17 protein-coding genes are annotated in these 13371 nt (G+C 65.6%); 14 read left to right on the top strand and 3 right to left on the bottom strand.

The genetic code is table 11. The features are described 5' to 3' along the window. The first annotated feature begins 6 nt into the window (after window positions 1-6). The 4 genes from VC212_RS10235 (at window position 7) to VC212_RS10220 (ending at window position 2849) form a co-directional block, all read left to right on the top strand. A complete protein-coding gene (locus tag VC212_RS10235; protein WP_055850388.1) occupies window positions 7-624 on the top strand; it encodes a DUF2238 domain-containing protein in 618 nt (205 codons plus the stop codon). Next, window positions 611-1279, top strand: a complete 669-nt coding sequence (gene purN, locus VC212_RS10230) for a phosphoribosylglycinamide formyltransferase (protein WP_055849595.1) — start codon at window positions 611-613, stop codon at window positions 1277-1279. The genes VC212_RS10235 and purN overlap by 14 nt, the downstream gene beginning before the upstream one ends. 65 nt (window positions 1280-1344) lie before the next feature. Continuing rightward, window positions 1345-2163: a DUF3108 domain-containing protein gene (locus VC212_RS10225; RefSeq protein WP_055849592.1), complete on the top strand. Its 819-nt coding sequence runs from the start codon at window positions 1345-1347 to the stop codon at window positions 2161-2163. Between the two features lie 2 nt (window positions 2164-2165). Continuing rightward, window positions 2166-2849, top strand: a complete 684-nt coding sequence (locus VC212_RS10220) for a DUF3108 domain-containing protein (RefSeq protein WP_323515265.1) — start codon at window positions 2166-2168, stop codon at window positions 2847-2849. Between the two features lie 868 nt (window positions 2850-3717). Here VC212_RS10220 and VC212_RS10215 read toward each other — a convergent pair. The 3 genes from VC212_RS10215 to VC212_RS10205 all read right to left on the bottom strand — a co-directional run bounded on the left by VC212_RS10215 (window position 3718) and on the right by VC212_RS10205 (window position 5670). Further along, a complete protein-coding gene (locus tag VC212_RS10215) occupies window positions 3718-4041 on the bottom strand; it encodes a hypothetical protein (RefSeq protein WP_055849585.1) in 324 nt (107 codons plus the stop codon). Further along, entirely contained in the window at window positions 4038-5312 is a 1275-nt protein-coding gene (gene murA / locus VC212_RS10210; protein ID WP_055849581.1) for a UDP-N-acetylglucosamine 1-carboxyvinyltransferase, read from the bottom strand. Before murA ends, VC212_RS10215 begins: the two co-directional genes overlap by 4 nt. Before the next feature lie 130 nt (window positions 5313-5442). Beyond that, the gene (locus VC212_RS10205) at window positions 5443-5670 is read right to left on the bottom strand and encodes a BolA family protein (RefSeq protein ID WP_323515266.1); all 228 of its coding nucleotides are present in this window, start codon (window positions 5668-5670) and stop codon (window positions 5443-5445) included. 53 nt (window positions 5671-5723) lie between these two features. Between VC212_RS10205 and VC212_RS10200 the strand changes: the two genes are divergently transcribed. The 10 genes from VC212_RS10200 to rapZ all read left to right on the top strand — a co-directional run bounded on the left by VC212_RS10200 (window position 5724) and on the right by rapZ (window position 13326). Then, complete coding sequence (locus tag VC212_RS10200) at window positions 5724-6725, top strand: KpsF/GutQ family sugar-phosphate isomerase (RefSeq protein ID WP_115528567.1); 1002 nt, start codon at window positions 5724-5726, stop codon at window positions 6723-6725. Between the two features lie 48 nt (window positions 6726-6773). Continuing rightward, the gene (locus VC212_RS10195; RefSeq protein ID WP_055849574.1) at window positions 6774-7322 is read left to right on the top strand and encodes an HAD family hydrolase; all 549 of its coding nucleotides are present in this window, start codon (window positions 6774-6776) and stop codon (window positions 7320-7322) included. After that, window positions 7319-7894, top strand: coding sequence for an LPS export ABC transporter periplasmic protein LptC (gene lptC / locus VC212_RS10190; protein ID WP_115554277.1), 576 nt, complete (start codon window positions 7319-7321; stop codon window positions 7892-7894). The genes VC212_RS10195 and lptC overlap by 4 nt, the downstream gene beginning before the upstream one ends. Then, window positions 7872-8426 carry a lipopolysaccharide transport periplasmic protein LptA gene (gene lptA, locus VC212_RS10185; RefSeq protein WP_115513511.1) on the top strand — a complete coding sequence of 185 codons (555 nt, stop codon included), beginning with the start codon at window positions 7872-7874 and terminating at the stop codon, window positions 8424-8426. The genes lptC and lptA overlap by 23 nt, the downstream gene beginning before the upstream one ends. Beyond that, the gene (lptB, locus tag VC212_RS10180) at window positions 8426-9145 is read left to right on the top strand and encodes an LPS export ABC transporter ATP-binding protein (protein ID WP_055849562.1); all 720 of its coding nucleotides are present in this window, start codon (window positions 8426-8428) and stop codon (window positions 9143-9145) included. The genes lptA and lptB overlap by 1 nt, the downstream gene beginning before the upstream one ends. A 40-nt stretch (window positions 9146-9185) precedes the next feature. Continuing rightward, on the top strand, window positions 9186-10625 hold the full coding sequence (locus tag VC212_RS10175; RefSeq protein ID WP_323515267.1) for an RNA polymerase factor sigma-54: 1440 nt from the start codon (window positions 9186-9188) through the stop codon (window positions 10623-10625). A gap of 87 nt (window positions 10626-10712) precedes the next feature. Beyond that, window positions 10713-11030: a ribosome-associated translation inhibitor RaiA gene (gene raiA, locus VC212_RS10170; protein WP_011037930.1), complete on the top strand. Its 318-nt coding sequence runs from the start codon at window positions 10713-10715 to the stop codon at window positions 11028-11030. A 21-nt stretch (window positions 11031-11051) separates the two neighbouring features. Next, entirely contained in the window at window positions 11052-11510 is a 459-nt protein-coding gene (locus tag VC212_RS10165) for a PTS sugar transporter subunit IIA (protein WP_115513513.1), read from the top strand. After that, on the top strand, window positions 11507-12457 hold the full coding sequence (gene hprK, locus VC212_RS10160) for an HPr(Ser) kinase/phosphatase (protein WP_016904610.1): 951 nt from the start codon (window positions 11507-11509) through the stop codon (window positions 12455-12457). The genes VC212_RS10165 and hprK overlap by 4 nt, the downstream gene beginning before the upstream one ends. Further along, window positions 12454-13326, top strand: coding sequence for an RNase adapter RapZ (rapZ, locus tag VC212_RS10155; RefSeq protein WP_055849548.1), 873 nt, complete (start codon window positions 12454-12456; stop codon window positions 13324-13326). Before hprK ends, rapZ begins: the two co-directional genes overlap by 4 nt. Window positions 13327-13371 lie beyond the last annotated feature (45 nt).

Genomic DNA, 13371 nt, shown 5'->3' with positions numbered 1-13371 from the left:
CGGGCCCTGCGCCGTGCCAAACCGGCTGCGTTGACCGTCACCATCGCGGTGTTCCTGGCGAGCTGGATCGCACCGCTATGGCCGGTCGAACAGGCCTTGCATAGTTCGCTGACCGTGATCGGGTTGATCGCACTGGTGTGGGCCGACCGTCGCTGGCCGCTGGAGAACGCCGCCTTCGTGGCGATCTGCGTGTTTATCGGATTGCACTGCATCGGCGCGCGCTGGCTGTATTCCAACGTGCCCTACGAGCAATGGAGCATGCAGTTAGTGCACTGGTCGCCCAGCGCCACGTTCGGCTGGACGCGCAATCATTTCGACCGCTTGATCCACCTGCTGTTCGGGCTGTGCTTCACGCCGGCCATTGCGCAACTGGCGTTGCGGCTGTGGTCCCGCCTGACGCTGCGGCAGGCCTTCGCGCTGACGGTGATGAGCATCATGTGCGTCAGCCTGGTCTACGAGTGGTTCGAGTGGGGCATTGCGCTGCTGCTGTCGCCACAGGCCGCCGAGGCCTACAACGGCCAGCAAGGCGACCCCTGGGACGCGCACACCGACATGCTGCTGGCAACCCTCGGCAGCCTGGCGGCCTACCCCGCGGTGAGGACACTGTTCAATGCTCGCAACTGATCCCCGCCTGCGCCTGGCCGTGCTGGCCTCCGGCCGCGGCAGCAATCTGCAGGCCATCCTTGACGCGATCGCCAGCGGGCGCTTGCACGCAGAAGTGGTCGGGGTGTTTTCCGACCGTCCGCAGGCGCCGGCGCTTCAAAAAATGGACGCAGCGCGCCGTTGGAGCGCCAGCCCGCGCGACTTCGCCGACCGCGACACCTTCGACGCTGCGCTGGGCGATGCCATCGCCGCCGTACAACCGGACTGGGTCATCTGCGCCGGCTACATGCGCATTCTGGGTGAGCCATTGGTGCGGCGCTTTGCCGGGCGCATGCTCAATATCCACCCGTCCCTGCTGCCCAAGTACCGTGGCTTGCACACCCATACCCGCGCGCTGGAGGCCGGCGATACCGAGCACGGCGCCAGCGTGCATCTGGTGGTACCCGAACTGGATGCAGGCAGCGTGATCGCACAGGCCCACGTGCCGGTGCTCCCCGGCGACAGCGCCGAGCAATTGGCCGCACGCGTTCTGGCCCGCGAGCACCCACTGCTGCTCGCCACACTGGACCTGCTGGCCAGCGGACGCCTGCAGGTGGACGGCGATGCGGTGCATGTCGACGGTCAGTGCCTGTTTACGCCACTACGACTAGAGTCCGCTGACGCCGCGCTCGCCTGAATGCGGATACGCCCCCCTCATCCCGTCTCGGACATCCTTGTGGCCCCGTGCCTCAGCTCCCGCGCATGAAAGCCATCCCGATCGCCGCCGCGCTGTTGACCACGGCCCTGCTTTGCCAGGCCGGCGCAGGCCGTGCGCAACAGGCAGCGGCCCCGCCGGCAGCTGCCGCGCAAACACCTGCCACGTCTGCTCCGCCGGTTGCCCCCGCGCTGCCGGCAAGCACCTGGACGCCGCCGCCGCTGGAGCCTTTCGTGGCGACCTACCAGGCGTTCTACCGCGGCAAGGAGGCCGGCGATGCCACCATGCAGGTCAGCCACGGCGAAGGCAGCCAGTGGCGCATCGACATGTCGGTCCGCGGCCGCAAGGGCTTCGCCAGCATCCTGGGCTTGAACCTGGAACAGAGCACGGTGTTTCGCGTCGATGGCGACACCTATGTGCCGTTGAGCCAGAGCACCGTGCGCAAGGCGATGTTCTTCGGCAAAAAAGTCACCGGCGTCTACAACTGGCAAGCCGGCACAGCGCAGTGGGACGGCGACCTGAAGAAAGAGCGTCAGCAACCCATTCCACTGCAGCACGGCGATCAAAGCGCGCTGTCGTTGAATCTGTCGCTGATGCGCGATGCGCAGCCCGGCCGCAGCCTGAGCTACCGCTATGTCGATGTGGGCCGGGTGCGCAAATACGATTACCGCGCCGCCGACACCACCGAGGTGGTGCAGGTCGGCGACCTGAGCTACGACGCGTTGCGCGTTTACCGCGTCAACAGCGGCGACAACGAAACCATCCTCTGGATCGCCAACGGGGTTCCGACGCCGGTGCGCATCCTGCAACGTGACAAAGGTGAGGATCAGGTCGATCTCCGCCTGGTCGAATACCAAGGAGTCTGACCATGAAAACCTTCTCTCGCACCAGCGCCTTGATCGCTGCCGCCGCACTGGCCGTGGCCAGCCTGCCGGCATTCGCGATGCAGCCATTCCAGGCCGATTACTCCGCCAATTACATGGGCATGCAGGCCAACGGCACGATGACGCTGGCCGCGGCCGGCGCCAACCAGTGGCGCTACACGCTGACCATCCAGAACCAGCTGGCCAATCTGACCCAGAGCACGGTGTTCGAAGAAACCAGTGGCCAGCTGCGCCCGGTCAGCAGCAACGACACCTCGTCGATGATGATCAAGCGTCGCAACGTCACCGCCAATTACGACTGGAAAACCAGCCAGGCGACGTGGGGCGGCGATATCAAGCCGGACCGCCGCGGTCCGGTCAAACTGCAGCCTGGCGACATGGACGCGTTGCTGATCAACCTGGCGATCACCCGCGATGTGGCCGCCGGCAAGCCGCTCAACTACCGCATGGTGGACGAAGGCCGCATCAAGCCGATGAGCTACAAGGTGATCGGCAAGGAAACCATCACCGTCAACGGCAAGCAGGAACAGGCCACCAAGGTTTCGCGTGTGGATGGCGACAAGGAATTGATCGCCTGGGTGGTCAAGGACCTGCCGGTGCCGGCGCGTCTGTTGCAGAAGGAAAAAGGCCAGGACGCGCTTGACCTGACCATCAAGTCGCTGCGTTAAGCGCGTCAAACCGTCGACCAAAGGATTGATTGCCACCATAGTCCCGGTCGTAAAATTATTTAGTGCAGTCGTAAAGTCGTTTTAGTGCAGTCAAACGCTTACTGAGTCGAGAGCACGGTGCCCTCACCGCTCGCGGGACACGCCGTAAATCCTTCCTTGGAGGCTCGGTGGCGGCATCCATGCCGCCACACGGTCCCGCAAGCGGCAAGGACACCGCACCAGGAAGTTGGTCGGTTGTTTTGTTGAAAACATGCACACCGATCATCTCGACGGGTCATTGTCCGCTCACCGCCGAGGGACCTTACGCGGCATCAATACAATGCCGCATAAGAGCTTGCAAGGACATACTTGCAGCGTGTCCTGCGATGGTGAGCGGGTAAGGGCTCTACAGCAAACTCGCGGCGTCGAGGGCGCGATGCCCTCACCGCTCGCGGGACACGCCGTAAATCCTTCCTTGGAGGCTCGGTGGCGGCATCCATGCCGCCACACGGTCCCGCAAGCGGCGAGGACACCGCACCAGGAAGTTGGTCGGTAGCCAAGTAAAAGGTTGCCATCTCGCGGGTTGCATTGGCTTGCGAGCACGGCTGCAACTACATGAGATCCAGCGCATCAGAAGCACGTCATGCACTGCTTGCACCATGAACACCGACCATCATGACTGGCCCTTGCCCCGCCCACCGTCGCGGGACCTTATGCGGCATGGATGCCGCGTAAGAGCTTACAAGGACGTACTTGCAGCGTGTCCCGCGACGGTGGGCGGGCAAGGGCCCTGCAACGAAGGGGCAGATCAGCCGCTCCACAAGTGATCTGTCCGCGCTGACCTATCACTTGCTCCAATGGTGATCCATCCGCACGCAGCTATCACTTCTCAGGGCTTGGCAGCAGCCTTGTCATCGCCGGTACTGAACACCGTGCGGCAATCCACGCGAATCTGCGCGTCGTTCTTGCGCCAATAGAACAGATCGCAATGGCGCTTGCCTTCGACGGTCTTTTTCACCGCCACCGCGTAGAACGATTGCGCGATCTCGTTGCGGCTGGCGTTGCCGTCGCCGTTCCAGTCCATGTCCTTGAACTCGACGCCCTGGGTGATGGCCATGCCCACGCTCCAGGCGTAGGCCAGCCACGCGAGAATCAGCACGATCACGCCGAGCAGGATCTTGCGTCGGGTGGTGAAGCGCCCGCGCAGGATCATGCGATGCGCTGGATGGTCGCACCCAGCGCCCCCAGCTTCTCCTCGATGTTTTCGTACCCACGGTCCAGGTGGTAGATGCGATCGATGGTGGTGTCGCCATCGGCCACCAGCCCGGCCAGGATCAACGAGGCCGACGCGCGCAGATCGGTCGCCATCACCGGTGCGCCGCTGAGGCGTTCGGCGCCGCGCACGATGGCGGTATGGCCTTCGACCTGGATATCCGCGCCCAGGCGCAGCAGTTCGTTGACGTGCATGAAGCGGTTTTCGAAGATCGTTTCGTTGATCACACCCACGCCGTCGGCCACGCAGTTGAGCGCCATGAATTGCGCCTGCATGTCGGTGGGAAACGCCGGGTACGGCGCGGTGGTCAGGTTGACCGCGCGCGGGCGCTTGCCGTGCATGTCCAGGGTGACGCTGTCGGCGGTAGTGGTGATGGTGGCGCCGGCTTCGGTGAGCTTGTCCAGCACCGCATCCAGGGTGTCCGGACGCGCGCGACGCACGGTGACGCTGCCACCGGTCATCGCCGCAGCGACCAGGAAGGTGCCGGTTTCGATGCGATCCGGCAGCACCGCGTGGTGCCCGCCCCCCAGACGCTCGACGCCGTGCACCACGATGCGCGGCGTACCGGCACCTTCGATCTGCGCACCGAGCGCGATCAGGCAGTCGGCCAGGTCGGTGACCTCCGGCTCCATCGCCGCGTTTTCCAGCACCGTGGTGCCTTCGGCCAGCACGGCGGCCATCAGCACGTTTTCGGTGCCGGTGACGCTGACCATGTCGAACACGTACCGGCCGCCCTTCAGACGCCCATTGCTGGTGGCCTTGATGTAGCCGTTCTCTACGCTGATCTCCGCACCCAGCGCCTGCAGGCCCTTGATGTGCTGGTCCACCGGGCGCGAACCGATCGCGCAACCGCCGGGCAGCGACACTTCGGCGGTGCCGTAGCGCGCCAGCAGCGGGCCCAGCACCAGGATCGAGGCGCGCATGGTCTTGACCAGCTCGTACGGGGCAACCTGATGGGTCACCGAGCGCGGATCGACCAGGATCGAGCGGCCCTTGGCCAGCGTGCCTTCGTCGATGGTGACCTCGGCGCCCAGCTCGCTGAGCAGCTTCACCGTGGTGATCACATCGTGCAGGTGCGGCACGTTACTGATTTCCACCGGCGCATCGGCCAGCAGGGTGGCGCACAGGATCGGCAGCACTGCGTTCTTGGCGCCGGAAATATTGACTTCGCCATGCAGCGCTTGGCCGCCGGTCACTACGATTTTTGCCATGGGAGCTTGGGAGATCCGAAAGAGATGTCGGGGGAATGAGATATCGCGGGATTAAGAGCTGAGACAACGGCGTGCAGACGGCGCGACCCGGCGGCACTGCGGCCGGGGCCTGCCTGCCCGACGGCGCCGCTCAGCCTTCGTCGGGGGTCAGCGTCTTGAGCTGCAGCGCGTGGATCGCGCCACCCATCAAATCGCCCAGGGTCGCGTAGACCATGCGGTGGCGCGCCAACGGAGCCTTGCCGGCAAATGCCTGGCTGACCACGGTCGCCTCGAAGTGCACACCGTCGTCGCCGTGCACGTCGACGCGGGCTTCGGGCAAGCCGGATTCGATGAGTTTACGGATGGTTTCGGCGTCCACAGGGCGTTTCCTCATAAAATGAGCGCACATTCTACTCTTCACCCGAGTCCCGCATGGCCGTCTCGCACCTGCCCACCGCCACCGTCAGCGACGCCAGCCTGGTCGCCAGCGGCCAGCGCGTGCTGGAGATCGAGCGTGAAGCCCTCGCCAGCGTGGGCGCGCGCATCGGCAACGCGTTTGCCGCGGCCTGCCGGCTGGTGCTGGCGTCGCGCGGGCGGGTGGTGGCCACCGGCATGGGCAAATCCGGCCATATCGCGCGCAAGATCGCCGCCACCCTGGCCTCCACCGGCACCCCGGCGTTCTTCGTGCATCCCGGCGAAGCCGGGCATGGCGACCTGGGCATGATCACCGAGGCCGATATCGTGCTGGCGCTGTCGTATTCGGGCGAATCGGACGAAGTGCGCATGCTGCTGCCGGTGCTCAAGCGCCAGGGCAACCCGATCATCGCCATGACCGGCCGCCCCGGCTCCAGTCTGGCCCTGGCCGCCGACGTGCACCTGGATGTCAGCGTCTCCGCCGAGGCCTGCCCGCTGCACCTGGCGCCGACCTCCAGCACCACTGCCTCGCTGGCGATGGGCGATGCGCTGGCGGTGGCGCTGCTGGATGCGCGCGGTTTTACCGCCGACGACTTTGCGCGCTCGCACCCGGCCGGCAGCCTGGGCCGGCGCCTGCTACTGCACATCACCGACGTCATGCACGGCGGCGATGACCTGCCCAGCGTGCGCGAAGATGCCAGCCTGAGCCAGGCGCTGATGGAAATGAGCCGCAAGCGCCTGGGCATGACGGCGGTGGTCGACAACGACGGTCGCCTGATCGGGCTATTTACCGACGGCGACCTGCGCCGCGCGCTGGACAGCGACATCGACGTGCGCAGCGCCGGCATTGCCGAGGTGATGACGCGCAACCCGCGCACCATCGGCGCCGACCAGCTGGCCGCCGAGGCCGCGCGGCTGATGGAGGACTACAAGATCAATGGCCTGATCGTGGTGGACGCGCAGCAGCGCGCCGTCGGCGCATTGAACATTCACGACCTGTTGCGCGCCAAGGTGGTTTAACAGGTTCAGTTTTCAACCGCGGCCCCCCGTTCTCACCCATTCGTGCCGATGCCCTACTCTCCTTTGCAGCACCTCCCCGCCGAGCTGATCGAACGCGCCGCGCGTATCCGCCTGGCCTGTTTCGACGTCGACGGCACCCTGACCGACGGGCGCCTGTACTACGACCACGCCGGCAACGAGAGCAAGTCCTTCAACGTGCTCGACGGCCAAGGCCTCAAACAGCTGGACCATGCCGGCATCCACGTGGCGCTGATCACCGCGCGCGCCAGCCTGTCGGCGGAAAAGCGCGGCCAGGATCTGGGCCTGCACGTGCAGATCGGGGTCAAGAACAAGCGCCTGGCGGTGCTGGCGCTGTGCCAGGAACACGGCCTGTCGCTGGACCAGGTGTTGTTCATGGGCGACGACCTGCCCGACCTGCCGGCGTTACTGGCGGTCGGCCTGCCGGTGGCACCGGCCAATGCGCACCCCTGGATCGCCGAGCGCGTGCAGTGGCACACCCAGGCCCGTGGCGGCGAAGGCGCCGCCCGTGAGGTCTGCGATGTGGTGCTTGCCGCGCAAGGCCAAGTCGAGGGCATCATCGAAAGGTTTTCCGCATGAACTTAAACTGGCGCACCACGCTAGGCGTCGTGTTGTTTGCTGCGGCCGCCATCTCCGGCTGGTCGGCATGGCAGCAGCGCGCGCGCCCGGTTGCGGCAGCGGTGGACGAGTCGAAAGTCGACTACGTGCTGCGCGACTTCGAACTGATCGCCCTGGACAAGCAGAGCGGCAAGGAATCGATGACGCTGCGCGCGCCGGAAATGCACCGCAACCGCGCCGATCAGACCTCCGACATCACCACGCCGGTGTTTCTGCTGCCCGACAACGCCAACCAGCCGTGGACGCTACGCGCCAAGACCGGCTGGGTCAGCCCCAAGGGCGACGAGTTGCGCTTGCGCGGCGATGTCGAAGGCGACAGCCCGACCGCCGGCGCGACGCCACCCACCACCTTCCGTACCGAGAGTCTGGACGTGTTTCCGCAGCAAAACCTCGCCAAGACCGCTGCTCCGGTGACCATGCGCCGGCCGGGTATCATGCAAAGCGGGGTCGGCTTCGAGGCCGATCTCAAATCACGCCAGTACAAGCTCCTTTCTCAGGTCAAGACCCGCTATGAACCGAATGCTGCCCGCTAAACTGGCGTTTGCCGCGCTGCTGTTGCCCGCCATGGCGATGGCCAAGACCAGCGACCGCAATCAGCCGATGGCGATCGACTCCAATGCCAACGACTGCAACATGCTCGACGACAGCGGCAAGTGCCGTTTCAGCGGCAATGTGGTGATCACCCAGGGCACGCTGGAAATCCACGCCGATACCGCCGACATCTTCCAGAAGAACGGCCAGACCGACCGTGTCGTGCTCAACGGCAAGCAGGCCACGCTCAAGCAGCAGATGGACGACGGCGCGATGATGAACGGCCAGGCCGACAACATCGAATACAAGGTCGCCGACGAGATCATCATTCTGACCGGCAACTACAAGGTCGACTCGCCCAAGGGCACCAACGCCGGCCAGCGCATGGTCTACAACACCAAGACCGGCAATATGCAGAGCGGCGGCGATGGCAGCCGCGTGCGCACCATCATCCAGCCCAAGAATGCAGCCCCCGCCGCGGCAACGCCGGCACCGGCCGCCAAGCCTGCCGCCAAGCCGCAGGGGAAGAAGTAATGCTGGTCGCCACCGGTCTGCGCAAGAAGTACAAGCAACGCGAAGTGGTCAAGGAATTCGGCCTCACGCTCGAGGCCGGCGAAGTGGTCGGCCTGCTCGGCCCCAACGGTGCCGGCAAGACCACCTGCTTCTACATGATCGTGGGCCTGGTCGAAGCCGACGCCGGGCGCATCGAGCTGGATGGACGCGACCTTACCGCCGAGCCGATGTACGCACGCGCCAAGCTCGGCGTGGGGTACCTGCCGCAGGAACCGTCGATCTTCCGCAAGCTCACCGTGGCCGACAACATCCGGCTGGTGCTGGAGCTGCGCGAGGAACTGGACACCGCCGGCCGTGAGAAGGAACTGGTTTCGCTGTTGGAAGAATTACAGATCACCCACGTGGCCGATCAGCTCGGCGCCAGCCTCTCCGGTGGCGAGCGCCGCCGCTGCGAGATCGCCCGCGCGCTGGCCGCAAAGCCGCGCATGATGTTGCTGGACGAACCGTTTGCCGGCGTGGACCCGATTTCAGTCGGCGAGATCCAGCGCATCATCATTCACCTCAAAGAACGCGGCATCGGCGTGTTGATCACCGATCACAACGTGCGCGAGACCTTGGGAATCTGCGACCGCGCGTATATCCTCGCCGAGGGGGGCGTGCTGGCGCAGGGGGCACCGGACGCGCTGCTAGCCAATCCCGACGTCCGTCGCGTGTATCTGGGGGAAACTTTCCGCCTTTGAGCGCGTCGCCGCGCCATCGATTCTTCCAGTCAGTGCCCGCATGAAAGCCCGGCTTCAGACATCGCTAGGACAGCAGCTGGTCATGACGCCGCAATTGCGTCAGGCGATCAAGCTATTGCAGATGTCCACCACCGAGCTGGAACTGGAAATCGCCGAAGCGGTGGAAACCAACCCGCTGCTGGAATGGGCTGACGAAGCCGCGCATGCGGCCGGCGATACACCGGTGGAGTCCTCGCCGTCCTCGTCCAGCGAGGAACCCCAGCGCGAAGAACCGGCGCCTGCCGAACGCGACGACGATTGGTCGCAGGACGAATTGCAGTGGACCGGCTCGGGCAGCGGTGGCAGTTTCGACGATGACGAGTCCGGCGACGCCGCCGAGCGCGTGGCCGAATCGGAAACCCTGGCCGACCATCTCCTGTGGCAGCTGCACCTGTCGCCGTTGTCGCCACGCGACCGCCAGATTGGCGCGATGCTGATCGATGCGCTGGACGAAGACGGTTATCTGCGCGAACCGCTGTCGGCCATTCTCGAAACACTGGCGCTGGGCGCTGCGGTGGACGAGGCGGAAGTGCTGACCGTGCTGCATCAGATCCAGCGTTTCGACCCGGTCGGGGTGGGTGCGCGCACGCTGGGCGAGTGTCTGGCGCTGCAGCTGGCGGTGCTCGACCCGGCCATCCCGGGGCGCGAGCTGGCGCTGCAGATCGTCGCCGGCCCGCTGGAGCGGCTGCCGCGTGCCGGTGTGCCCGGCCTGGCGCACGAACTCAAGCGCTCGGCCGCCGATGTCGAACAGGCCGTGCAGTTGGTGCGCTCGCTGGACCCGCGCCCCGGCAAGCAGATCGGCGACCTGTCGCAGGACACCTACGTGGTGCCCGACTGCGTGATCTGGCGCCAGCGCGGCGTCTGGCGCGCGTCGCTGGCCGGCCGCTCGCAGCCCAAGGTCACCATCCATCGCGGCTACGAGAACCTGATCCGCAGCTGCGGCGAATCCGACGCCGGCTATCTGCGCGGGCAATTGCAGGAGGCGCGCTGGCTGCTCAAGAGCCTGGAAGCCCGTGGCGAAACCCTGCTGCGGGTGGTGCGTTGCCTGTTGCAGCACCAAGCCGGGTTTCTGGAATTCGGCGCGCAGGCGCTGCGCCCGCTGACCCTGCGCGAGATCGCCGGCGAGCTCGGCCTGCATGAGTCCACCATTTCCCGCGCCATTGCCCGCAAATACGTGCGCACCCCGCGCGGCACCATCGCGCTGCGCTCGTTCTTTGCCTCCGGCATCGACACCGACAGCGGCGGCGAAGCCTCCAGCACCGCCATCCAGGCCATGATCCGGCGCCTGATCGACGCAGAAAACCCGCGCAAACCCTTGTCGGACGCCAAGTTGGCAGATCTGTTGAAAACTTCCGGCGTACCAGTGGCGCGGCGCACCGTTGCGAAGTATCGTGAGGCCATGAACATTTCCGCCTCCCACGAACGCGTACGCATCGCCTGACGTTGCAACCACCGCAACGCCGGCCTGCGCCGGGTTAGTCGGATCACCGGAACGGTTCATTGGCCCACCGACCAATGGAGGTATCCGATGCGCATCGAGACGTATGGCCACCAGCTTGAAGTGACCCCCGCCCTGCGGGACTACGTGGCAAGCAAGCTGCAGCGACTGCAGCGCCATTTCGACCAGCACTGCGAAGTCCGAACGCAGCTGGCGGTTCGCAAGCCGGACCACCACGTGGTCGCCACCGTCAACCTTCCCGGTCGCACCCTGCACGCGGATGCCAGCGGTTCCACCATGTATGCGGCCATCGACCTGCTGGTCGACAAGCTCGACCGCCTGGTGCTCAAGCACAAAGAAAAGAAATGTAACCACCACGCACGCGAGGTGCGCGACAATCCCGCATGACGCTTCCCGCTTGATGCCCTCATGCCTTTAACCGATCTGATGGCGGCCGTGCGCACCGTGGTGTCGCCGGCCGCCGATCGCGACACCGTCCTGCACACCGCCGCCGAGTTGCTGTCCTGCCGACAGGCCGGCGCCGACGAGCTCTACGCCAACCTGTGCGAGCGCGAGGCCCTGGGCAGTACCGCCATCGGCCATGGCATCGCCATTCCGCATGGACGCTGCCCAAATCTGACCGAACCCCGCGGTGCCCTGCTGCGGCTGGACGCCCCGGTCGCGTTCGGCGGCGACGAACCGGTGGATCTGGTGTTCGCCATGGCGGTGCCTGCGCACTACACCCACCAACACCTGATGCTGTTGTCGGAACTGGCCGAGCGCTTCTCCGACCCGCAGTTCCGTCAGCAGCTGCGCGCCGCGCCCGATGCCGACGCGCTGATGGCCCTGCTCACCGATGCGCCTCCACCACAGGCCAGCGCGGCATGAATACCAGCATCACCGCACGCGAATTGTTCGACCAGCAGCGCGACAAGCTGGCGCTGCGCTGGGTCGCCGGGCAGAAAGGCGAGCACCGCGAGATCGAGGCCGGCAGCAACAATGCACGCCGCCCGTCGCTGGCCGGCTATCTCAATGTGATCTATCCCAACAAGGTGCAGATCCTGGGCACCGAAGAGCTGGCCTGGCTGGATTCGCTGGACGCGCGGCAGCGCTGGGAAACCATCGAAAAGATCATCCAGGTGCAGCCGCTGGCACTGGCGATCAGCAAGAACCAGTCGTGCCCGGAAGATCTGCGCGCGGCAGCCGACGAATCCAACACCCCGCTGTGGATCTCGCCCAAGCGCGGCCATGAGCTGCTCAATCACCTCTCCTACCACCTGGCGCGCACGCTGGCGCCGCGGGTCACGCTGCATGGCGTGTTCATGGAGATCTATTCGATCGGCGTGCTGATCACCGGCGAAGCCGGCTCGGGCAAGAGCGAGCTGGCGCTGGAACTGCTCAGCCGCGGCCACCGCCTGGTGGCCGATGACGCGCCGGAATTCACCCAGATCGCTCCCGACGTACTCGATGGCACCTGCCCCGAACTGCTGCAGGACCTGCTGGAAGTGCGCGGCCTGGGCGTGTTGAACGTGCGCGACATGTTCGGCGACACCGCGGTGAAGAAGAACAAGTACCTGCGCCTGATCGTGCACCTGACCCGGCCGATGACCGAGCCCACGCCGTCCGGCTACGAGCGCCTGACCGGCGATTCCGGCAGCCGCCACGTGCTGGATCTGGATGTGCCGCTGATCACCCTGCCGGTGATGCCGGGCCGCAACCTGGCCGTACTCACCGAGGCCGCCACCCGGCTGCATATTCTGCGCACCAAGGGCATCGACCCGGCGGCGATGTTCATCGCCCGCCACAGCAACCTGCTGGAGCGACGCACGCCATGAGCATCACGCCCTCCACGCTGATGATCGTGAGCGGGCTGTCCGGCTCGGGCAAATCGGTCGCGCTGAAAACTTTCGAAGACCTGGATTACTACTGCTCGGACAATCTGCCGGTCGAGCTGCTGCCAGACTTCGTCAAGAGCCGCCTGCGCGGCAACCCGATCGGCGACCAGCGCCTGGCGGTCGGTATCGACGTGCGTAGTCGCAGCGACCTCACCCAGTTGGCGCAATGGCGCCAGGCCGCGCAGGAATACGGCATCGAGGCACGCCTGCTGTTTTTCGAAGCCAGCGATGAAGCGCTGATCAAACGCTATGCCGACACCCGTCGCCGTCATCCGCTGAGCCATCTCGGCCTGGCGTTGCCGGAGGCGATCACCCGCGAGCGGCAGTTGACCGAGCCGCTACGCGCGCAGGCCGACGCCATCATCGATACCAGCACGCTCAATGTGCATCAGTTGCGTCGCCGCGTGGTCACCGAGTTTGCGCTCGGCTCCAACGACCGCCTGTCGCTGCTGTTCGAATCGTTCGCCTACAAGCGCGGCGTGCCGGCCGAAGCCGACTTCGTGTTCGATGCGCGCGTGCTACCCAATCCGCACTGGGACCCGGAGCTACGCCCGCTCACCGGCCGCGATGCCGGCGTGCGCAACTATCTGGATAACGAGGCGGACGTGCAGCGCTACAGCGCGCAGATCGTGGACCTACTCGACACCTGGCTGCCGCGGCTGCGCAACGACACCCGCAGCTACGTGACCATCGCCTTCGGCTGCACCGGCGGCAAGCATCGCTCGGTGTACATGGCCGAACGCATGGCGCGGCATGCGCGCGAACAGGGCTGGCCGGAAGTGGCGACGTTTCATCGCGAGCAGGACTGATTGGGGCCGGGATCTGGAATTCGGGATTGGGGATTCGTCAAAGCG

Origin of the sequence: Xanthomonas sp. WHRI 8932A (genome assembly GCF_035012785.1) — a bacterium.
Lineage (GTDB): Bacteria > Pseudomonadota > Gammaproteobacteria > Xanthomonadales > Xanthomonadaceae > Xanthomonas.
Note: the sequence above shows the minus strand (reverse complement) of the source record. Positions and strands in the feature narration are given on the sequence as shown.